Here is a 19,883-nt window from a genome sequence, read left to right on the forward strand (position 1 = left end):
AAATGTCGCGTTGTGACGCCGTAAGGGTAGAACGCAAAACGGATAGATCTAACGAATTTAGGATTTTTATACCCCTATTTTTTGTTTTTTCGGAATAATTTTCGAAAAATTTCACGGTTTCCGCTTAATTAACGCAAGATTCACCGTCTTCGTTCATCAAAGCCTTAGTGTCCCCGGATAGTATCAGTAGCGTAATTCGACCGGGCGAAGAGAGTAGCGTATGTGTAATATATCTCACGATATTGAGCCGTTCGTCCGTAGCGACGTAACAGGCATTCGTAAACGCCACACCTGGCGCCCTATCATAAAGCTGATGTCTACTATCGCGCTTGCGGGCTTGACGGCCTGCGGTGGCGGCGGAGGGGGCGGGGGTAGCACATCCAGCACGCCCTCAGGCAGCGTTTCGAATCCAACGTCCCAACCGGTCGTGGTGGCGCCTACCCAAATGGAGGCCAGTCGCTTCCTCATGCAGGCGTCGTTTGGCGCAACCGACGCCGATATCGCCAGCATTACGGGCTCGTCCTATTCGTCGTGGCTGGACGCTCAAATCGCTTTACCCGTCAGCGCGTCACACCTGACCTGGATGGACGCCAGACTGCCGGTTCTGCGCGCGGCGAATGCCTCGGCAAACCTGTCGGCGAACCAATTTTACGAAAGCTTCTGGATGCAGGCCGCCGGGGGCAATGACCAACTGAGGCAGAGGGTCAAGCTGGCCTTGTCGGAAATCTTTGTCGTCTCGTTCAACAGCACCAGTGAAAACCCCAGAGGCATGGCCTCATATTACGATATGCTCGGCCGTGACGCCTTTGGCAATTTTAGAACCTTGCTGGAAGACGTAACCTACCATCCCGCGATGGGCTTGTACCTGACCTATGTCGCCAATCAGAAGGAAGACGCCAAAACGGGCCGTAACCCAGATGAGAACTACGCCCGCGAAGTCATGCAGTTGATGACCATTGGTTTGTGGCAGCTCAATATGGACGGCTCGCAAAAGACCGATCTGTTTGGAAATCCAACCCCGACCTATACCGCGGATGACGTCAAGGGCCTGGCGAAGGTCTTTACGGGTTTAAGCTACTATAATCCGACCCCGTCAAGTGCCACCTTCTACGGCTACACGCGCGATGCCGAGATGTATACCAAGCCTATGATTATGTATAACAGCGCGCATTCAATATCGGCCAAGAGCTTTCTGGGAACCAATATTGCCGCTACCACGACCGCCGATGGCCCTGGTGACGTCAAGACGGCGCTGGATACCCTCTTCAATCATCCCAATGTCGGCCCTTTTATCTGCAAGCAGCTGATTCAGCGTCTGGTGACGTCCAATCCGTCGGGCGACTACGTAAAGCGCTGTGCTCAGGCGTTTAATAATAACGGCTCCGGCGTTCGCGGCGACATGGCCGCGGTCACAAAATCTATTTTCCTTGATACCGAAGCCCGCTCCATATCCGGCGATGCCAGCTACGGCAAACTGCGCGAGCCCATTTTGCGGTTAGGTAACTGGATGCGCAGTTTTGAGGTAAACTCAACCAGTGGCAACTGGTTGATGGGGTCGACCAGCGCTCAAACCTCTCTGAACCAATCCCCGCTCACTTCGCCATCGGTTTTCAACTTCTATCGGCCGGGCTACGTCCCACCGAACTCAATTCTCGGTGGCAAGAAGAAGGTGGCGCCTGAATTTCAGATCACCGATGAGGTCTCTGTCGCCGCCTACGTCAATACAATGCAATCCGCCATTCAAAATGGCGTGGGTACGAATGCCGATATCAAGTCCGCCTATACAAAGGAATTGGCCCTGGCAGCAGATCCCGCCGGGCTGGTCGATCGCATCGATCTGTTAATGGGCATCAGAATGTCAGCGGGCCTAAAGGCCAAAATCGTAGGCGCCGTTTCAGCTGTCGCCATTCCCGCCGCAGGGTCCAAACAAACAGATATCGATACCGCCAATTTGAACCGTGTTCGTCTCGCCATTCTGCTCAGCATGGCCTCTCCTGAATATCTCGCACAAAGATAATCTCATGACCTCGCAACTCGATAGACGACAATTTTTGCGCTTCGGCGCGGGCCTGGCGGGTCTCGGCACGGCCGGCGCCTTTGGTCTGCAACTGGCCGCTGCCGGTTCGGCCGCCGGTGCCACGGCCAGCGATTACAAGGCGCTGGTGTGCATCTTCCTCTATGGTGGCAATGACGCCAACAACATGGTTCTCGCGACGGACAGCGATAGTTGGGGCCGCTATTTTTCGGCCCGTAACCAAGGCGCTGACCCGATCGCGCTTATGCCAGTCGGAACCGATCCGGTCGCGGTGGGGCAGGTGTCTGCGGTAACGGGGCGTACCGCATCGCTTGGCAAGCCAGAGGCCTTGGGAGGCGTCCTGCCCATTACTCCGCGCACCGCGCAGGCCATTCCCGCAGGCACGAACGCGAGCAACCGTACCTTCGCCCTGCACCCGGCTATGGCGCCGGCCAAGGCCTTGTTCGACGCGGGACGCCTGGCGGTGCTGGCCAATGTCGGAACGCTGATACAGCCCACCACCAAGGCACAGTATAAGGCCGGAAGCGTCAAGCTACCCGCCAGCCTGTATTCCCATAACGATCAGCAGTCGACCTGGCAGGCGGGCGCTGCTGAAGGGGCAAGGCTAGGATGGGGCGGCCAAATGGGCGATCTCCTGTCCAGCATGAACGGCCAGAACACCATCTTTACGGCAATCACGACCTCTGGCTCCGCCGTTTTCCTGGCGGGTAATTCGATCGTGCAATATCCGCTCAGCACCGGGACAGAGCCAGCCATTAAGGTGACGGGCGCGACAAGCACCAGCCTTTATGGCTCCAAAACCGCACCGGATGTGCTGAAGTCGATTATTACCGACTCCTCGACCGCCACCGATTTCGCCAACGATCACGGGATGGTCACGAACCGCTCGGTCGGTGCCGCCAGTGTCATCAATAGCGCCTTTACCCAGAGCGTGGTGACGGCAGTGCCTGCACCGCCGACCTACACCAATCCGGCCAAAGGCACGACCGAAAGCAACAATATCGCTCTGCAACTGCGCACGGTCGCCCGCATGATCGCGGCGGGCCCAACCTTCGGGCTGAAACGTCAGGTCTTCCTCGTCAATGGCGGGGGCTGGGATAGCCACGACACCCAGAATGGTGACCAGGCCAACAACCTGGCCAAGCTGGCTCAGGCGCTCAGCTATTTCGACGATGCCCTGTCCAGTATCGGAGGCATGGACATGCGTCAGAACGTGACGACCTTTACGGCTTCGGACTTCTCGCGCACCTTCAATACCAATGGTGACGGCACGGACCATGCCTGGGGCGGTCATCATCTGATCATGGGGGGCGCCGTGCGCGGCGGTACGCTTTATGGTCAGTTTCCGACGGTCGGTATGGATATCAACGGCTTCAGCAACCCGGATATGGTGGGGGGCGCCTTTATTCCGACGACGTCGGTCGATCAGTATGCGGCCACACTCGGCAATTGGTTTGGCGTCGGGACCTCCGATTTGAATACAATATTCCCCAATCTACGCAATTTCGCCACGCCGAATCTCGGCTTTGTCTAGGTCCGGGATGTTTGCCGGTTGATCTTTCTCCATTGCGCATGAATAGTCATGTCTGTAGTGGGCAAATGCGTGATGTTGCGGCTAATCAGCGTTGCCCATCCTGAAGGCGATCACGTTTTTTAGCCGTGGGACACACTTGCAATGAAGGCGTTACTGATCCTGGCCTTAGCCGTCGCGGGGGCGCAGCCGGTCCAGAGTCAACGGATGCCATATGGCGTGACGGCTGACGGTCAGACCGTCGAGCGCATCACTTTGCGCAATACCCACGGGACCACGCTCGGCATACTGACCTATGGCGGTATCATCGATGAAATCCGCGTCCGGGACCGGAGGGGCAAGTTCGATAGCGTCGTGCTCGCCCTGCCGGATCTGGCGGCCTACGAAGCGCGCGCCAATTTCGGCAGCATAGTTGGCCGGTTCGCCAACCGAATTTCCGGCGGCTTTACCCTCGATGGCCAGCACTATTCACTGTCTCCGGATGGCGGCGTGGTCAGTCATGGCGGCAAGCCTGGCTTCGGCGCGCGGGTCTGGAAGGCCGATCTGTGCAAACGGCCCGGTTGCCGGTCGGTCACTCTGCGTTACACCAGCCCGGATGGCGAAAACGGCTTCCCCGGTGAGATGAAGGTGTCCGTTACCTATACCCTGGGGACTGACGACAGCGTGCGGATCGATTATCGTGCCACCACAACGCAGCCGACCGTCGTCAACCTCACCAATCATAGCTATTTCAATCTGGCAGGGCGGGATGCCGGCAGTGTTGACGGGCAGAGCTTACGCGTCGCGGCCGACGCCTATCTGCCGCTGACGGACAAAAAGGTGCCGACTGGCGAGGTTCGCAAGGTGGACGATACGCCTTTCGATCTGCGCCGCCCGGTCGCCATCGGCAGCCGTGTTACCGCCGAGGATCCGCAGATCGCCCTGATGAAGGGCTTCGATCACAACTGGGTCTTGTCCAAACCCGTGGGAAGGTTGGCACCAGTGGCCTGGCTATCGGATCCTGTCAGCGGTCGCACCTTGACCGTCCTGACAACAGAACCGGGATTGCAGGTCTACACGGCCAACGGCTTCAATGGCACGCTGAAAAGCGCGAGCGGTCGCATGCTGGCCGCCCGGGACGGTATCGCTCTGGAAACCCAGCATTTTCCCGACAGTCCCAATCAACCGGCATTTCCGACGACCGTCTTGCGACCCGGCCAGGTATTTACATCAACCACCATATATCACTTCGGTCTAACCTCCGCGCCCTGACGCGGTGATGGCGTGTGAAGCGCCGATAGTTTTAATTAATAAAATAGCATTTTTTGTATATAAATAGTATGTTAAATGGGATGTTTAATATAATGCATTCGCCGGTTGCCGTGCTGCCCCTTGACCAAGGGGACGATAATCTCATCGAAGGGGATTGGCCTGACCAGGTGGTCGTTGCCGTCAATCGCCCGGAGCTTCATGCTTTCACGATTGAGCGCCCCAAAGCCCAGGCGCTTATTTTCGCCGGCGGCGGCTATGTGAAGCTGATGCTGGATACCGAAGGCAGCGATATTGCGGCCTGGCTGAACGGCCTGGGCTATGACGCCCATGTACTCGTGCATCGTCTACCGGGCACGGGCAGTCCGCCCAACCCGAAGGATATCGCCCTAAATGACGCCCTGCGAGCGATAGAGGCGCTCAAGGCCAATGATTTACCGTTAATTCTCGTGGGGCTGTCATCCGGCGGGCATCTGGCGGGCGTGGTGGCTTGTCAGGCAGGAACAGATGCACAAGCTGTCGTCATTGCTTATGCGCCCCTCAATGCCAACCACCAGGATTACAAGGCGCCAGCGGGGAAGCCCGATTTTCCGCCGGTGGAAAAGCAGGCCTTTTATAACGATTGGCCGATCGGCATAGCCGCTGAACCGCACGGTGTTCCATCCTGCCCGGTGTTTCTGGCCTACGCCCTGCATGATGCGGCCGTTCCGGTGGAGCATGCGCTTAATATCGTCAGAACGGCGCGGGAACTGAACCTGGACCTTGACGCTCATATTTTTGGCCAGGCGCCGCACGGCTTTTCCCTGCGAGACACAAACGGCAGTCACGCCTCATGGCCAGATCTGGCCGCCGACTGGCTAAGCCGCAAGCTCAGCGTGCCAGTCAGCCGCCATCAACCGGAATAATGGCGCCGTTGACGTAGTCGGACGCGTGCGATGCCAGGAAAACCGCCGCGCCAGCCATGTCGTCAGCGGGCGGCCGGAATGCGGGCTAGGCGTCTTTCAGGTTTTGCGCCCCCACAGGCGATCAAAGCGTAAGCCGGTGAGGTCTTCCACGATGCGGCGGCTTTCCTCGGACTGCGGCTGTGTTTCCCCCGATCGAAGGCGTTCGACCTCGGTCATAAGGACGCCGTGGGTCGTGGCGTTGAGACGGAATTTCCACGAGAGCAGCAGGCCCAACAGCATGACGACGATAGGTCCGGCCACCAGAAGCAGAACGATGGTGTGGATGGCGTCCGGGCTTTGCGCGATGACCTTACCGGGATGAGCTTTTGGCGAAACGTAGCCGCCCAGATCAATGATCCAGCCGGTGACGATGATCGCGCCCGATTGCGCAAGCTTGCGGACAAGCGTCATCACGCCGGCGAATATGCCTTCGCGACGCTGGCCGGTGGCGGCCTCGTCGACATCGGGCAGGTAATTATAGACCGACCAGGGTACGAAGTTGAGCGTGCCACGACCGAGACCCGCCAGGATGATGGGGACGAAGAGCCAGAAGACAAGCGACGGATTAAATTGGCCGGACGACAGGGCACTGAAGATGTTGCCGTCCGTTCCTGCCAGTGCGGTCTCGAAACCGGACGGATGAATGACGTAAAACGCCAGATACAGCAAAAGGGCCAGACTGAAGAACGCGATGGCAATACGGTAGGCGACGGTCGGGCCGGTGCGTATGACCACCTGAATGGCGATCATGACGGAAATCAACTGGGCGACATACATGGTTGTCATCAATTGGGAGATGACCAGGGTGGCGCCAAACATGACCGTGGCCACGAAGATGGGGAACGCCGTGTTGAATATGTCCTGCGAGATATAGCCGCCGAGATAGATGCTAAGGTGCTGACGAAAAGCGCGGATACGCAGGGTCGAAAACAGGTCGCGGAACATGTTGACCGGAATAAGCAAGGCTGCGGCAAGATTGAGCGGGGCGGGCTGAATCTGCTTTTCGGCCTCGGTATAAGGCCGCTCCCACGTGAGCAGAACGACGAGCAGAACCACCAGGCTGAAAATGACACCGAAAATGGCGGCCATGATCAGGAAGGTATTGGGAGAATCCTTGCCGCCCACACTGTTGATAATCAAGGTTGGCAGATAGGAAGCGAGGATGGCCGATGTCTGGGCCACCAGCATGCGCACACCCGCGAACTTGGCCTTCTCCTTGTAATCCTTCGTCATTTCCGCGGCGAGCGTTTCCCACGGTATCAGGAACATGGTGTAGAGGAATTCGAAAAAGATGAAGGTGACCAGATAATAGACAAAGGTCTGGCCGGTGACGAAGATCAGGGCGAAGGAGGGCAGAAGGGGGATGGTTATGATCAGGAAAATCTTGCGCCGGCCGATCTTGCGGCCGATCCAGGTGTGACGCAAGTTGTCCGATACATAGCCGATAAGCGGGCAGGTGATGGCTTCGAGTAGGCGCGGCAGGCCCAGAATAAGGCCGGCTTCGGCGGCGCTCAGGCTGCAGAAGGTGGTAAAGAAGTAGAACAACCAACCCGTGATGACGGCCTGCGCCCCGGCGCCCAACATGTCGCCGGAGCCCCAGCCCCAATAATTGACCCAACCGGTCTTACGCTGCGTCAAACGCCTCACTCCTGTTTACGTCCGTCCCTGTTGGACCGTCGATTGTATCATTGAGAAAAGCCATTTCCTGGTCATAGGCGACATGCCGAAGCGGGCATGTTTTACGTCGCCATATGATGAAAATACTCTATATTGTCAGATGATTTACGTAATTAGATGAAGCGATACATAAATTCACCTAGCGCCAGCAGTGCCATGGCCTGGCCATACGGCATGGAGGTTAGGGGAATGTCCTTATACTCCTGGATCGAGTTAAAGACCGGGGTGCCGAAGGAGGTCTGCTGCAATTCGCCCTTGTCATCGATGTGGGCGCGCACGGCCTTTACGGCGGTGATGCCGATAGCTTCGTAATCCTTGCTGATGTACCCCTTGCGGACCGCTTTCAGGATGCCGTAGGCGAAACCGGCCGTCGCTGAAGCTTCTTCATATGAGGTTTCATCGTCCAGAATGGTTCGCCATAGGCCTGACGGTGCCTGATGGCGCGCCAATGCCTTTATCTGGGCTTCCAGGGTTTCGATCAGGAACAGGCGCAGGCCGTCTTCCGGTGGCAGATCGAGCAGCTCAATAAATTCCGGAATGGCGATCGTGACCCAGGAATTGCCGCGTGCCCACAGGGCGTCGGCGAAGTTGTGCCGCCCATCGAAGGTCCAGCCGTGGAACCACAGGCCGCTCTTGCGGTCGGCCAGATACTTAATGTGCAGCATGAACTGTCGCTTGGCTTCCTCGACATAGTGGGGGCGGTCGAGAACAAGCCCTATCTTGGCTAGCGGCATGACCGACATCATCAAGGTGTCGTCCCAAAGCTGCTGATTATTGACGGAGTTGAAGACGATATGCTGAAAGCCGTTTTCCTCGGTACGGGGCAGGCCGTCCATCTCCCATTCCGCCCATACGTCGAGATAGGGCAGCCAGGAGGTTTCGCCGGTGCGCTCATAGAGGTAGGCGAGGGTGAGGAACGGGGCCATGGTATTAATATTTTTCGACGGCGTGCCCTCGGCAAAGCGAGCTTCGAACCAGTCGGTCATGATCTGCCAGGCGGCTTCGCTGCCAGTCGTTTCCCAATGCTTGTAGATGCCGTAGAGGCCGACGCCGTGTGTCCATTCCCAGCCGGCCCACCCCTTGGTGTCGATGACGCGGCCATCTTCAAGTTTAAGCAGAAATTCGCCGGTCTCGTCCTTGATATTGACGAGATTATTGATCAACCGTTCGATGGCATCGGCATAGTCGTCACGCGACGCGCCGAGCGCATGGATGTGGTGGCTAAGCAGGGTCGGCATCTTCTTTGATTCCGAAGCGGCGGGGGCGGACTTGAGGCTAACGCTGGACATGGGCGGGCTGTGATACCATTTGCAGGGGCACACCACCACGGGCGGTATGCAGATTGACCAGTTTGACGGCTTCCAGGGCGTTTTGCGGCGCCCCATCGGTCGTAACGGCTAGGGTGAGGGTGTTGTCGCCATTGGGATTGAGAATCCCCGGCGGTAGAATAAAGACGCGCTGCGGCCCGATATGGCCGATGAAATTGCCGACGTGCCAGCCGTTGACGAAAATGAGGACGCGTGTCCTGTGGTCGGACTTGCCCAGGTCAATGTCGCCGAATTGCAGGCCCAGTTGGACGTCGTGATTGCGTGGCAGGACAAGTGGGACCTGGGCGCGAAGCCAGTAGGTGCCGGGTTTTACCGGTGCGGCATCTGGCGCGGCCGTTTCCCAGCCGTCCGTCTTGGCGTTTGGCGCGACCGGAAGGTACCAGCCTTCCCGTTCACCATAGAGGCCGCCGTTATTCATCGGACCGCGCACCAGATCGGCGATGTTTTCCCCGCCCGCATTGCCCTGGATCTTCCAGGCGATCGGCGTGGCGAAGGGCTTCGCGCTATCGGTTGACAGCGAAGCGCTGATCAGGCCGCGCGCTTCCTTGTGTTCATCGTCGGCGCCCAGATCCCAATTATGGGACATATTACGCACCATGACGGAAATCACATGTTCGCCCGGTTTCAGAAGCGCTTTAGACAGGGTGAAATGGACGTCCTGGGTCGTTTTAGGCCGCGCTTCGCCCGATGCGCCTTCGCTTTCGCCGACGAACTGGCCATCGATCCAAACCTGCATGACACCGGCGGGCCCGCCATTGAAGCGCATATCCAGCTTATCCGGTTGAGTTGTCCGCGTTGTGGTGAAGCGGCCGCGATACCAGACGTCGCCATGATGGAAGCCGTAATCGCTCATGCTGAGCACGGGTTGCCCGGCGGGTGGCTGGGTCGCCGTCGTGGCGGCAGAGGTGGTGAGATCGGCCTTGCGCCACTTCGTATCGTCGAAGGCGGGCGCAGCTTCCGGCGAGTCCTGGCGACGTTGCCAGGTCAGCGCCATCAGGTCGGGCAGGGTAACGGCGTCGGGACCCGGGACGGGCGCGCTGATCCAGCCGCCGCTGTTGTTTGGCGTCAGCGAAAGCGCGGTCCCGTTAAAGGTAATAGCGGGCTCGGAGACGGCCGGCCAGATTTCTATCACACTGGCCTCGGTCGTGTCGCCGGTCAGGTGCAGTCCCGTGTCGGTATAGGTCGCGTTGCGGATCAGGGCGCGTGAGCGTTCGATGATCGCGCCCTCGGCCGTGTCCTGGCGCCAGAATTCCTGCGCCGCCACGTCGTCCGCCAGCAGGAGCAGAAGCGGGGCTTGGCCAGTGGCGGAAATGCGAACCTGAACCAGGCCGTCATGAGTGTAATTAAGGCGCAGGTCGCCGGTTTTCTTGTCGTAGACGCTGGTGGCCGTTCCGGACAGCACCTCGACCACGGGGCGCTTGGCGTATCGCAACACGGTCTCGCCGTCCTCACCCTGGCGGCCATAGAACAGGGCGATGTCACGGGGGCCTTGCTGGGCATGGGTTTGCAGGTCCGAGGTCGTATAAACGACCCTCTGGCGTTCCAGCGGATAATCGGCGACCAAAAGCTTGGCGTCCTGACCCTTCAGGCGCAGGGTTCCGGCTTGCGGAATGCGATAGCCCTTATAGTCGAAGGTGAATATGTCGTCGCTCGTGGCATCGGAAGGCTCATGGATGGCGAAAATCAGATCGCCATGTGTGGGACTCGTGTTGTGGTAAAGCTTGATGGCCCGTGACGACGCCACCAGTGGGGCGCCCTTGTCCATGCTGGCCAGCATGGGGGTGACCGCCTGAACGAACTGGCCCAGTTGTTTCATCGTATAGGACTTGTCGCGCAAGACCCGAGCCTCGGAAATCGGCGCGCCATAGTCGTAGGAGGTGTAGACGACGCTGGCCGGCAGCCAGCCCCAGGATGTCCCGCCGAACGCCATATAGACGCTATGCAGGGACAGGCCGTTCACAATCGAAGACCCGTAGAAGGCGCGTTCATAATTCGGCCCTGTGCGTTTGGCCGTGCAGCCATAGGTGCCGACACTGCCCCAGAAATCGAACCACCCGCCGCCGATTTCAGCCACGAAACCCGGCGTGTTGGGCGAGGCGAGCGCCCCTACCTTGATGAGATTATTTTCATCGCGTACCGCGTTGGGCGGCACTTCGCCATATAGTCCCCAGTTCGGCACCTTGTTCGGCTTGCCGACATCGTGGGTATTGGTGCAGCCGCCGCCGGGGTAGCCGTCAAAGGCGTAGAGATCGACCGGGCCGGGCAGGGCGAAGGGTGCCGTTGACGACGGCGGCGTCCAGTTGGGCAGGCGGCTGGCCGAATTGTGGAACAAAGGCACGGTAATGCCGTCAGCCTTCGCCTTGTCCGCCAAGTGCTGCATGTAGCGTTTGTGCGTGTCAGAGGTCTGTGACAGTTCGTTTTCGATCTGATAGGCAATGATGGTTCCGCCGCCATTGGTAATCTGATGACGGGCGACGATGGCATTGAACTGGGTCATCCAGTCGTCGACGTCCTTGAGATATTCCGGATCGTCGGTGCGGGCGATTGCCTTTTGACGGGCCAGATAGCCGGGAAAGCCGCCGCGTGTCAGTTCGGCATTCACATAGGGCCCAGGCCGGATGATGACATATAGGCCTTCGGCTTCCGCCATTTCGAGGGCGCGTTCCATATCGCGGATGCCGGAAAAGTCGAACTGGCCTGGACGCGAAGTGTGGTAGCCCCAATCGACGTACAGGTTGACGGTGTTGTAGCCGGTCGCTTTCATCTTTTGCAGGATGTCGGGCCACAGGGACGGTGAGGGCAGCCGGAAGGGGTGGAACTCACCGGCCCATATCATCACGCGTTCACCGTCGATCATCAGGGAATGCTTGTCCCAGGTGATCGCCTGGCCCTTGGCTTTCGGTGCAGCTGCCGCCTCGACCTCGGTCGTTGGTTCGGCGAGGACGGTGAAATGGCGGACCGCGCCGGAGACGCCCCCCACCTCCTGGCGCGGGGTCCAGGTCTTGAAGCCGTCCGTGCTGTCGGAATACCAGTAGTGCTTAGCCAGATAGTCGTCGAAATAGATGCGCCAAGCGCCTGACTTCAACTTCACGACCGCTGGGCCCTCGATCCACGAGCCCCAGCCTGCCCAATCGCCTTTGCGGGTGATTGTCCAGGGACCGGTCAAATGGTCCGCCGTCGCCAGCTCGATGTTCTTTGTCGTCTCATTCTTGGTGAAGGCTGTGTATTTACCGCCGGCCTGGACCACAAAGGTGTCGATATGGTTGTCCTGAAGGCCGTTCATACGCACCGGGGCGCCAAACTGGGTCAGGCTGGCGTCTGTCGCCGTCAGGGCATAGGCTGCAAACGGGCCCTTGGTGCCGCCCGTCGATAGAGACACGACGATATGCACACTGCCGTCTGCGTCTCGGAACCATTCTGGCGCCCAGACATTGGTAAGCCCCGTCAGCGGCACGGTGACGTCCGTGACATGTCGCCAGGTCTTCAGGTCGGTAGAGCGGGCGATGCCGAAGGTCTGGCCGTTCCAGTTGGTGGTGTAAGCAATATAGTAGGTGCCGTCCGGCTGACGGATAATGGATGGATCGCGCAAGAGGCCGGTGGGCGGTTGGTAGGTTTCGTTCGCCAGTGAGGCAAAGGTGACGCCGTCGTAGGAAGTGAACAGGCTCAGACGATCCTGCGAGGTGGCGGGAAAGGCTGACATCAGATAGGTCGTATCGCCGCGCAAGGACACGACTGGCGCTGCGGCGGCGCGCTCGGTCACGCCTTCGGTCTGCGCCTTGTTTTGCGAGGTCAGGCCGAAATTATCCATCATGGCGTCGCCGGTCGCTTGACCGGTAGGGGACTGCGTTTGAGTAGGCGGTACCTGAAACGCGGACGTATGTGCGGCGGTCAAACAGGCAAGAGTCGCGACCGAGGCGAGCAAGGCGTTACGCAGAGAACGAAATTTCGGCATGCGCTTTGACGCCATAACCTTCACCTGAAGCGGATAGTGTATGCCGGGTAACTTGGCATTGACACGTTCCAATATCAATGGAAAAATATCAAAATAAAGCATAAATGAGCAAAAAATGGGCGGTATGATCATTTCTAATCATTCATTTGGGATTCTGGTCAGCCTTTTTTGCCTGGCTTTCGTGTCGCCTGCGTTTGCGTTCGATAAAGCCCTGCCCAACCCGCCGTTGGCTTATATGTTTCGTGCAACGAATGCGCCGTCTGTGGGGGCAGTCAGCGTAGACGACGCGCCCTACGACGCTGGGCGCGGTTATGGGTTTGTTTCGACGCCCAATGGCAATGAGCGGGCCTTCTCCGTGCGCGTGCCGGAGGGGGATTACAAGGTTACGGTCACGGTGGGGGATGCCAACGCGCCAACACGGACCAGTTTGTGGGCGGAGGATCGACGCTTGGTGGCCGCGCCCGTCGTCCTGAAAAAGGGCGAGGTTCGTACGCTGTCCTTCATTGTCAATGTTCGCAATCCTTTCCTTGCCCTGGCCGAGCAGGACGCCGTCAAGTCACCGAAGGTCGGTTTGCGCGGCGATGATGCGCTTGGGCGGACGTGGGATGATCAATTGACGATTAGCGTGTCGGGACGTGCGCCGGCGTTGAATGGCCTGACGATTGAGCCGGTGCAGGTACGGCGTGTTCTGCTGGCCGGTGATTCGACTGTGACCGATCAGGCGGGTTCGGATTATGCCAGCTGGGGGCAGATGCTGCCGCGCTTTCTTGACGGTGTCTCCGTTGCCAATCACGCGCGTTCGGGGGAGACGATGAAATCTTTCCTGACCAGCGCGCGCTGGGACAAGCTGATGAGCCAGACGCGGCCGGGCGATGTTGTCCTGATCCAGTTCGCGCATAATGATGAAAAGAAGCAATGGCCGCGCACCTATGCGGCTGCTGACGGGGCCTATCCCGCCTTTTTGGCGGCGCTTGTCGCGGATGTGCGCCAATCCGGCGCCTCTCCGGTTCTGGTCACGCCGGTCGCTCGGCGTACCTTTGACAATGGCCGTATAAAAAATAGCCACGAAGGCTATGACGCTGCCGTGCGCCGGGTGGCGACAGAATTAAAGGTGCCCTTGATCGACCTTACGGCCCAAACCACCACGCTTTACGAGGCGCTCGGGCCAGAAAAATCGTCTCTGGCATTCGGCAACTACGGCAAGGACGGCACGCACCACAATGCCTACGGCGCCTGGCAGATCGCCTGCTATGTGGCGCGCGACCTCGGGGCAGCCGGACTGGGGCTGACCCCTGTGGGCACGGACGCTTGCGATCCGGGTCGTCCCGCCGATCCGCTGAGCTATGAATTGCAGCCGGCGGATTGGCCAGTCATGCGAACGCCCGAAGCGCCCAAGCAAGGCCCCGAGCCGACACCCGTAAAATAGGAAAGTAAAATGGAAACAATCGCTTTTACGATGCAGTTAAAGTCCGGATTTGAGGCGGAATATCAAAAACGCCACGATGACATCTGGCCGGAATTATCGGCCCTGCTGCATGAGGCGGGCGTTTCTGACTATTCTATCTTCCTCGATCCGCAGTCGTTGAAACTGTTCGGCGTGTTAAAGCGTAGGCCGGGGCACGGGATGGACGATCTGCCGGCCCATCCGGTCATGAAGAAGTGGTGGGCCTATATGGCCGATATCATGGATACGAACCCGGACAATTCGCCCGTTCAGACGCAGCTGACGCCCGTCTTTTACATGGCCTGACTGAATTAACGGCCGGGCAGGGGCAAGGGGGCGTTTCGATCTTCCGCCGTAAGGTGGGCAATACGCACGTCGATGCCTGCAGCCTTGAGCCATTGCAGAGCGTCGGGAGCGATGTGCTCGTCCGTGATCAGGACATCGATATCGCTAAGTGGGCAGACCGACAGTGAAGCCGGGGCATTGATCTTGCTGGAGTCGGCCAGGACGATGATTTCGTTGGCGCGTTCCATAAGGCGGCGTTCGGACTGAATCAGTAGGGTGTCCGTCTGCAGGAGCCCGTTCTTGGTGAGTGATTGGCAACCGATGAACATGCGGGCGGCGGTAAAGTGCTGAAGAATGCCGTCTTCGTAAGGGTTGAGCACAATGCTTTGCTTGCGAAAGAACTCGCCGCCGGGAATGGTCACCTTGACCTGCGGCCGGTCCATCAAACATTGCAAGATGGCGATCGATGTCGTCATGACATGATAGGGTTCGTTGGCCATCAACGATGCCATCGAATAGGTCGTAGTGCCACCATCGATGATCATCGACAGATTGGGGCTAACAAATTCAAGCGCCACACGGGCAATGGCCCGTTTGGCGGCCGCGTTCGTTATGACGCTGTCCAGAAAGGCGGACTGGCCCGTCAGGCCGTCCTGGCGCTTTTCTTCATTGGCCTTGACGTTGTAATTCTTGCTGTCAATCCGCATTGCGCCGCCGCGGACGCGCATAAGGTATCCCAGCTCGTCCAGTTCGGTCAGATCGCGTCTTATGGTCGCCGGCGAAACGTCGAGCCGCTCGGTCAGCTCGTCGACCGACGTGACGCGGTCGGGGCTGAGTTCGTCGATAATCCGCTTCCAACGATCCTGAAAATGCATGAAATTCCCGCCTGGGCTGATCGATAATGATCATTCTATACCGATAGATTCTTAATCTGTCGATAAGGCTTTGATTTCAGGCGGTTAGCTCGGCATCCACGACGGAGCACCACAGGTGGTGATAGGCGCGCAACGCCTTTCGGAGCAAGGGTTTAACGGGGCGTCGTGAGACGGACGGGGGCGGATTTTCGCCGTAAAAGGCGAGTGCCGCGGCGCCCAGTGTGACGCCGCTGACCGTATCGTTCACAAGCACGGCTCCGGGACGCAGGGCAGCGAGCAGCCCGCACAGATACGAATTTTGCGCGAGAGGCCCTTCGATCAACAGATCGGCATCCGACTGGATCAGATCCAGACAGGTGGAACTCATAGAGGCGAGATAAAGGGCGCCCAGCGCAGCCCGATGCTCCGGCGTGGCGTCGCCCAAACCCCGAATTTCCCCCCGCAGGGTCGGAAAGGGGCCGCCGCAATCGCTAAAGCTCGGCATAGCGAGGGCCTCGGCATCCATGACGGCGCGCAGAGCGGCTTCGTCTATGGCGCGGTCGCCTTGGTTGAAATGGCTGTAGACGCGTCCGCCCATGAATCGCGAACAGGCGACAGGAGTGCCAAATATATCGACATTGGCCAGGCAATCGCGTTGCGGCATCAAGGGCGCGATCGGTGCGCCTGGCGCCATGGCCACAAACCACGTACCCGTAGACAGAAGGGCCTGGGGCCTGTCCTGAGGGCTTAACAGAGACCAGGCCAATGCCGCATTCGAATCATGCAGGCCGACGCAGACCTGGGTCGACGGCGGTAATTCGGCGGCGCGCGCAATATCCGACCGCAGCGTGGACAGCCGTTCCCAGGCCGGTCGCATGGCGGGAAAGCGGTCGGCCCAGTGCTGATCGCCGGCGAGCGTGGAGAACCGTCCTTTCGTTGGTGACCAGAGATCGGTGTGGCAGCCCATGGATGTCACTTCGTTGCTCAGCTCGCCAGACAGGCGCCACGCCCAGTATTGCGGATAGTTGAGTATCCAACGCACGCGGGCGAAAGCGGCGGGGTCGCGCTGAGCGTGCCAGAATATCTGGCAGCCCAGGTTCAGCCCCTGAGGCAGGTGCGGTGACTGGGTTTCACTGAAATACGGACGAATTCGACCATAGGCCTCCGCAAAAGGTGCGGGCACGATGGACTCGTAGTCTTGGACAGGTTGGACCAGCCGTTCTTCCTCGTCGAGAAAAGCGCAGGTCGCGCCGTGCGTCACCGGGATGATGCGGTCGATGAAGAAGGCGCGGCCGAAATCCCGAAGCTGGGTCACGAACCAGGCGTGAATGGCATCAACATTGATCGCGCGGTAAAGGGGTGTATTAAAATGCGGGGTACGCATGCGGCGCTGAGCCCAGACAAAGCCGTCGGCCCCTACCACACTGGCCTTCGTGTGCGTCTTTCCAATGTCGAAGACGACGCACTTTCCCTGCGCTTTTCTTGGCATTTCCAGTCCCCGTTGTTCCCGTGCCGGCCACGTTGTCCGTGTTACAGCCAGTTTCAATTTGTACGACTATATCCCACGATGCGGGTTTGGCAAGTATGGTTTTGACACCGGTGACATTCACGTTTGTGTGTGCGGCAAATTGGCCGCAACCCTTTGATCGGCAAAGGTCGTGTAATTGATCATCATTAATGATCGAAAAAGATTGATGGTCGTTGATTCAGTCTGTACTATCATTTTCAATCACTACCGTATTTGGGGCGCATCATGTCCGCATCGCAGAAACTCACCTCTCGTCTCGCCGTCCCGTCGGCCTTTGGCTGGCCTGTGGACCTGTGGGAGCCGGCCGTGGCCGCTACCTTGAGTGATGCGGAATGCCTATTGTACCGGTCTAATCTGCTGGGCCGTGACCCAACCCTGACCAACTATGGCGGCGGCAATACGTCGGCCAAGCTTGTCATGCCTGACCCTTTGATGGGGGAGCCGGTTGAGGTTTTATGGGTCAAGGGGTCTGGCGGCGACCTTGGATCAATGGCGCTCGATGGCTTCGCCACCCTGTACATGGACAGGCTGCGCCGCCTGGAGACACGCTATCGCGGCCGCGCCTTCGAAGATGAAATGGTTGCATTGCAAAGTCATTGCACATTTGCGCTCAATCCCCGTCCGGCCAGCATTGATACGTCCCTGCATGCGTTTATCGACCGCCCGCACGTCGATCATCTGCATCCAGACGCGGTCATCGCCATCGCGGCCGCGAAACAATCGCAAGACCTGTGCCACGACTGTTTCGGCGATAGCGTCGGCTGGCTGGGTTGGCAGAGGCCTGGCTTCGATCTGGGATTACGTCTGCGCGATGCCCTGAAGAGCAATCCGCATTGGCGCGGCGTTATTCTGCAGGGACATGGCCTGATCTGTTGGGCGGACACAAGTGAGGCCTGCTATCGCAACAGCTTGGACCTGGTCGGAATGGCGGCGGCGTTTATATCGGCGAGATCAGGTGACCGACCGAGCTTTGGCGGACAGACTGTCTTACCGCCTACCGAGGCCCGACGGGATGCCTTCTTTACCCGTATTGCCCCTATCCTGCGGGCGGAACTCAGTGCGCAAGGCTGGAAAATCGCCCGCGTCGATACCTCGGCGCCGGTTCTGGATTTCGTCTGCTCCCGCGATTTCGCGCGTCTGGCCGCGCTTGGCACCTCCTGTCCTGACCATTTCCTGCGCACCAAGATCCGCCCGATGGTGCTTGATGCAGATGTGTTGGAAACAGAGGCGGCCGCCGATCATATCGCTCAGACTGTCCGATACTATCGTGAGGCCTACGCGGCATATTATTCGCGATGCCGGCGCCCAGATAGCCCGGCCATGCGCGATTCCGCGCCGGTGGTTATCCTCATTCCCGGCTACGGCATGGTGACGGTGGCCGATGATGCGGCGACGGCGCGCATCGCGGGCGAGTATTATACCAACGCGATTCAGGTCATGCGCGGCGCGGAAGCCTTGAGCGCCTACGTTGCGCTCGATGAACAGGAAGCCTTCGATATAGAATACTGGGCATTGGAAGAGGCGAAGCTCAGGCGCTTGCCTAAGCCCGGGCCATTCGCCGGAAGGGTCGCGTATATCACCGGTGCGGCGGGAGGGATCGGCTGTGCGGTCGCAGAGCAGGTGCTGGACAGGGCGGGAAGCGTTGTTCTGGCGGATATCGATGCGGAGCGACTGGAGGCCGTGTCGTCGGGTCTGGCGCAACGGTTTGGCGCCGATCGTGTACGCGCCATAGCCACAGACGTGACCGACGAAGGCAGTGTACAGCAGTCTTTCGATCAGGCGCTGCGCGAATATGGCGGGATCGACATCTTCGTCGCCAATGCCGGGATCGCGTCGGCAGCGCCGATCGAAGACACGACGCTCGATATCTGGCGGCACAATTTCGCAGTGTTATCCGAAGGGTATTTCCTGAGCGTGCGCGAAGCTTTCAAGGTCATGAAGGCCAAGGGGGGATCGATTGTCTTCGTGGCATCGAAGAATGCCTTGGCAGCATCGACCAATACGTCCGCATACTCGTCCGCCAAGGCGGCGGAAATTCAATTGGCGCGGTGTCTGGCCCTGGAAGGCGCACCGCATGGTATCCGCGTCAATGTGGTCAATCCTGACGCCGTCATTCGGGGGTCGCACATATGGACGGGGGCATGGCGGCAAGAGCGCGCTGCCGCCTACAATCTCGATGAGGCAGAACTTGAGGATTTTTATCGCCAGCGCAGCCTGTTGAAGCGTTCTGTGTATCCGGAAGACGTCGCACAGGCGGTGATATTTTTGTCCAGTGACGCCGCCGGAAAATCGACAGGCAATATAATCAATGTTGACGCAGGGCACGCCGCATCGTTTACGCGTTAGGTATGCGCGTTGACCTTGGGTGATTGGGTGAGGAATGGCTAGGCGTTGGGAAACAGTAAGGTCTCGTAGTCTTGTGCACTATGCAGGATAGAATCAATGACGACATGGTCACCTTCAACTGTATAGATGATAACGTAAGACCCGTAGGGCTTGCGGCGGTGACCGTATTTTTCGTAGCGCGGGATCAGAGGGTGGGCCTTGGGATGGTTACCCAACGAGAGGGCAGCTTTGCGCAACTTGCGTATGAAGACCATCGCCTGGCGCGGACTATCCTGTGCGATGTAATCGCCAATCTGTTCAAGCGAAGTCTCGGCCTGTGCCGAAAGACTAACCCTCACGGTTCGCCGCGCTCTTGGGCCATCTTTGTGTACTTTGCTTCAAGGCGGTCAAAGACGTCTTCTGCCGGCTTGGCGCGACCGGCTTTGACATCGGCGCGACTAAGTTCGAGTGTGGTGTCGAGCGCCGCCAACCTACGCTCGCGTTCCTCTATGATCCGCAGACCTTCACGCACCAATTCGCTTGTGTTGTTGTATCTTCCGCTTTGGACCATCTGCGCAGCGAAGGTCTCAAAGTGGTTGCCAAGATTGACCGTGGTGCCCATTAAAAAATCCTCTAATGTATTAATATATAATACCCAGTGTCTGACTGATTGGCAAATGCCTTGTCCTGGGATCCGCGCCGATATTTGACTTTGGTATGACAAAAAGCATA

The 19,883-nt window shown here is 58.7% G+C and carries 14 protein-coding genes and 1 pseudogene; 7 read left to right on the top strand and 8 right to left on the bottom strand.

Annotated features, from left to right (window positions below; translation table 11 throughout):
• The first annotated feature begins 220 nt into the window (after positions 1 to 220).
• From RCJ00_RS09570 to RCJ00_RS09585, 4 genes are all read left to right on the top strand, one after another.
• Positions 221 to 2,017 (top strand): DUF1800 domain-containing protein, encoded by a 1,797-nt coding sequence (locus RCJ00_RS09570; RefSeq protein WP_316221621.1) that lies wholly within the window; start codon positions 221 to 223, stop codon positions 2,015 to 2,017.
• Between the two features lie 4 nt (positions 2,018 to 2,021).
• Complete coding sequence (locus RCJ00_RS09575; RefSeq protein WP_316221622.1) at positions 2,022 to 3,569, top strand: DUF1501 domain-containing protein; 1,548 nt, start codon at positions 2,022 to 2,024, stop codon at positions 3,567 to 3,569.
• Positions 3,570 to 3,710: 141 nt separating this feature from the next.
• Complete coding sequence (locus RCJ00_RS09580; RefSeq protein ID WP_316221623.1) at positions 3,711 to 4,817, top strand: aldose epimerase family protein; 1,107 nt, start codon at positions 3,711 to 3,713, stop codon at positions 4,815 to 4,817.
• Between the two features lie 92 nt (positions 4,818 to 4,909).
• Complete coding sequence (locus tag RCJ00_RS09585; protein ID WP_316221624.1) at positions 4,910 to 5,719, top strand: alpha/beta hydrolase; 810 nt, start codon at positions 4,910 to 4,912, stop codon at positions 5,717 to 5,719.
• On the opposite strand, the pseudogene RCJ00_RS09590 reads toward RCJ00_RS09585, so the two are convergent.
• From RCJ00_RS09590 to RCJ00_RS09605, 4 genes and pseudogenes are all read right to left on the bottom strand, one after another.
• Positions 5,697 to 5,780, bottom strand: a pseudogene (locus RCJ00_RS09590) (2-deoxy-D-gluconate 3-dehydrogenase); the annotation flags it as partial. The gene RCJ00_RS09585 and the pseudogene RCJ00_RS09590 overlap by 23 nt on opposite strands.
• Positions 5,781 to 5,815: 35 nt before the next feature.
• Complete coding sequence (locus RCJ00_RS09595; protein ID WP_316221625.1) at positions 5,816 to 7,396, bottom strand: MFS transporter; 1,581 nt, start codon at positions 7,394 to 7,396, stop codon at positions 5,816 to 5,818.
• Positions 7,397 to 7,548: 152 nt separating this feature from the next.
• Positions 7,549 to 8,724: a beta-galactosidase BglB gene (bglB, locus tag RCJ00_RS09600; protein WP_316221626.1), complete on the bottom strand. Its 1,176-nt coding sequence runs from the start codon at positions 8,722 to 8,724 to the stop codon at positions 7,549 to 7,551.
• Positions 8,711 to 12,715: a beta-galactosidase gene (locus RCJ00_RS09605; RefSeq protein WP_316221627.1), complete on the bottom strand. Its 4,005-nt coding sequence runs from the start codon at positions 12,713 to 12,715 to the stop codon at positions 8,711 to 8,713. The genes bglB and RCJ00_RS09605 overlap by 14 nt, the downstream gene beginning before the upstream one ends.
• Before the next feature lie 124 nt (positions 12,716 to 12,839).
• Here RCJ00_RS09605 and RCJ00_RS09610 point away from each other — a divergent pair, with 124 nt between their 5' ends.
• Positions 12,840 to 14,141, top strand: a complete 1,302-nt coding sequence (locus tag RCJ00_RS09610; RefSeq protein WP_316221628.1) for a rhamnogalacturonan acetylesterase — start codon at positions 12,840 to 12,842, stop codon at positions 14,139 to 14,141.
• A 9-nt stretch (positions 14,142 to 14,150) separates the two neighbouring features.
• Positions 14,151 to 14,465, top strand: coding sequence for an L-rhamnose mutarotase (gene rhaM, locus RCJ00_RS09615; protein ID WP_316221629.1), 315 nt, complete (start codon positions 14,151 to 14,153; stop codon positions 14,463 to 14,465).
• Between the two features lie 5 nt (positions 14,466 to 14,470).
• Here rhaM and RCJ00_RS09620 read toward each other — a convergent pair whose 3' ends face one another.
• Together RCJ00_RS09620 and RCJ00_RS09625 are read right to left on the bottom strand one after the other, a co-directional pair.
• Positions 14,471 to 15,319, bottom strand: coding sequence for a DeoR/GlpR family DNA-binding transcription regulator (locus RCJ00_RS09620; protein ID WP_316221630.1), 849 nt, complete (start codon positions 15,317 to 15,319; stop codon positions 14,471 to 14,473).
• A gap of 76 nt (positions 15,320 to 15,395) precedes the next feature.
• Complete coding sequence (locus RCJ00_RS09625; RefSeq protein WP_316221631.1) at positions 15,396 to 16,787, bottom strand: FGGY-family carbohydrate kinase; 1,392 nt, start codon at positions 16,785 to 16,787, stop codon at positions 15,396 to 15,398.
• A 264-nt stretch (positions 16,788 to 17,051) separates the two neighbouring features.
• Here RCJ00_RS09625 and RCJ00_RS09630 point away from each other — a divergent pair, with 264 nt between their 5' ends.
• The gene (locus RCJ00_RS09630; RefSeq protein ID WP_316221632.1) at positions 17,052 to 19,172 is read left to right on the top strand and encodes a bifunctional rhamnulose-1-phosphate aldolase/short-chain dehydrogenase; all 2,121 of its coding nucleotides are present in this window, start codon (positions 17,052 to 17,054) and stop codon (positions 19,170 to 19,172) included.
• Between the two features lie 38 nt (positions 19,173 to 19,210).
• Here RCJ00_RS09630 and RCJ00_RS09635 read toward each other — a convergent pair whose 3' ends face one another.
• Entirely contained in the window at positions 19,211 to 19,510 is a 300-nt protein-coding gene (locus RCJ00_RS09635) for a type II toxin-antitoxin system RelE/ParE family toxin (protein WP_316221633.1), read from the bottom strand.
• Entirely contained in the window at positions 19,507 to 19,773 is a 267-nt protein-coding gene (locus RCJ00_RS09640) for a type II toxin-antitoxin system ParD family antitoxin (RefSeq protein ID WP_316221634.1), read from the bottom strand. The genes RCJ00_RS09635 and RCJ00_RS09640 overlap by 4 nt, the downstream gene beginning before the upstream one ends.
• Between the last annotated feature and the right edge of the window lie 110 nt (positions 19,774 to 19,883).

The sequence above is a fragment of the Asticcacaulis aquihabitans genome, assembly GCF_032490435.1.
Taxonomy (GTDB): domain Bacteria; phylum Pseudomonadota; class Alphaproteobacteria; order Caulobacterales; family Caulobacteraceae; genus Asticcacaulis.

Coding starts and splice junctions, on each gene's coding strand:
- RCJ00_RS09570 (WP_316221621.1), top strand. CDS start 221: ATGTGTAATATATCTCACGATATTGAGCCGTTCGTCCGTAGCGACGTA.
- RCJ00_RS09575 (WP_316221622.1), top strand. CDS start 2,022: ATGACCTCGCAACTCGATAGACGACAATTTTTGCGCTTCGGCGCGGGC.
- RCJ00_RS09580 (WP_316221623.1), top strand. CDS start 3,711: ATGAAGGCGTTACTGATCCTGGCCTTAGCCGTCGCGGGGGCGCAGCCG.
- RCJ00_RS09585 (WP_316221624.1), top strand. CDS start 4,910: ATGCATTCGCCGGTTGCCGTGCTGCCCCTTGACCAAGGGGACGATAAT.
- bglB (WP_316221626.1), bottom strand. CDS start 8,724: ATGTCCAGCGTTAGCCTCAAGTCCGCCCCCGCCGCTTCGGAATCAAAG.
- RCJ00_RS09605 (WP_316221627.1), bottom strand. CDS start 12,715: ATGCCGAAATTTCGTTCTCTGCGTAACGCCTTGCTCGCCTCGGTCGCG.
- RCJ00_RS09610 (WP_316221628.1), top strand. CDS start 12,840: ATGATCATTTCTAATCATTCATTTGGGATTCTGGTCAGCCTTTTTTGC.
- rhaM (WP_316221629.1), top strand. CDS start 14,151: ATGGAAACAATCGCTTTTACGATGCAGTTAAAGTCCGGATTTGAGGCG.
- RCJ00_RS09620 (WP_316221630.1), bottom strand. CDS start 15,319: ATGCATTTTCAGGATCGTTGGAAGCGGATTATCGACGAACTCAGCCCC.
- RCJ00_RS09625 (WP_316221631.1), bottom strand. CDS start 16,787: ATGCCAAGAAAAGCGCAGGGAAAGTGCGTCGTCTTCGACATTGGAAAG.
- RCJ00_RS09630 (WP_316221632.1), top strand. CDS start 17,052: ATGTCCGCATCGCAGAAACTCACCTCTCGTCTCGCCGTCCCGTCGGCC.
- RCJ00_RS09640 (WP_316221634.1), bottom strand. CDS start 19,773: ATGGGCACCACGGTCAATCTTGGCAACCACTTTGAGACCTTCGCTGCG.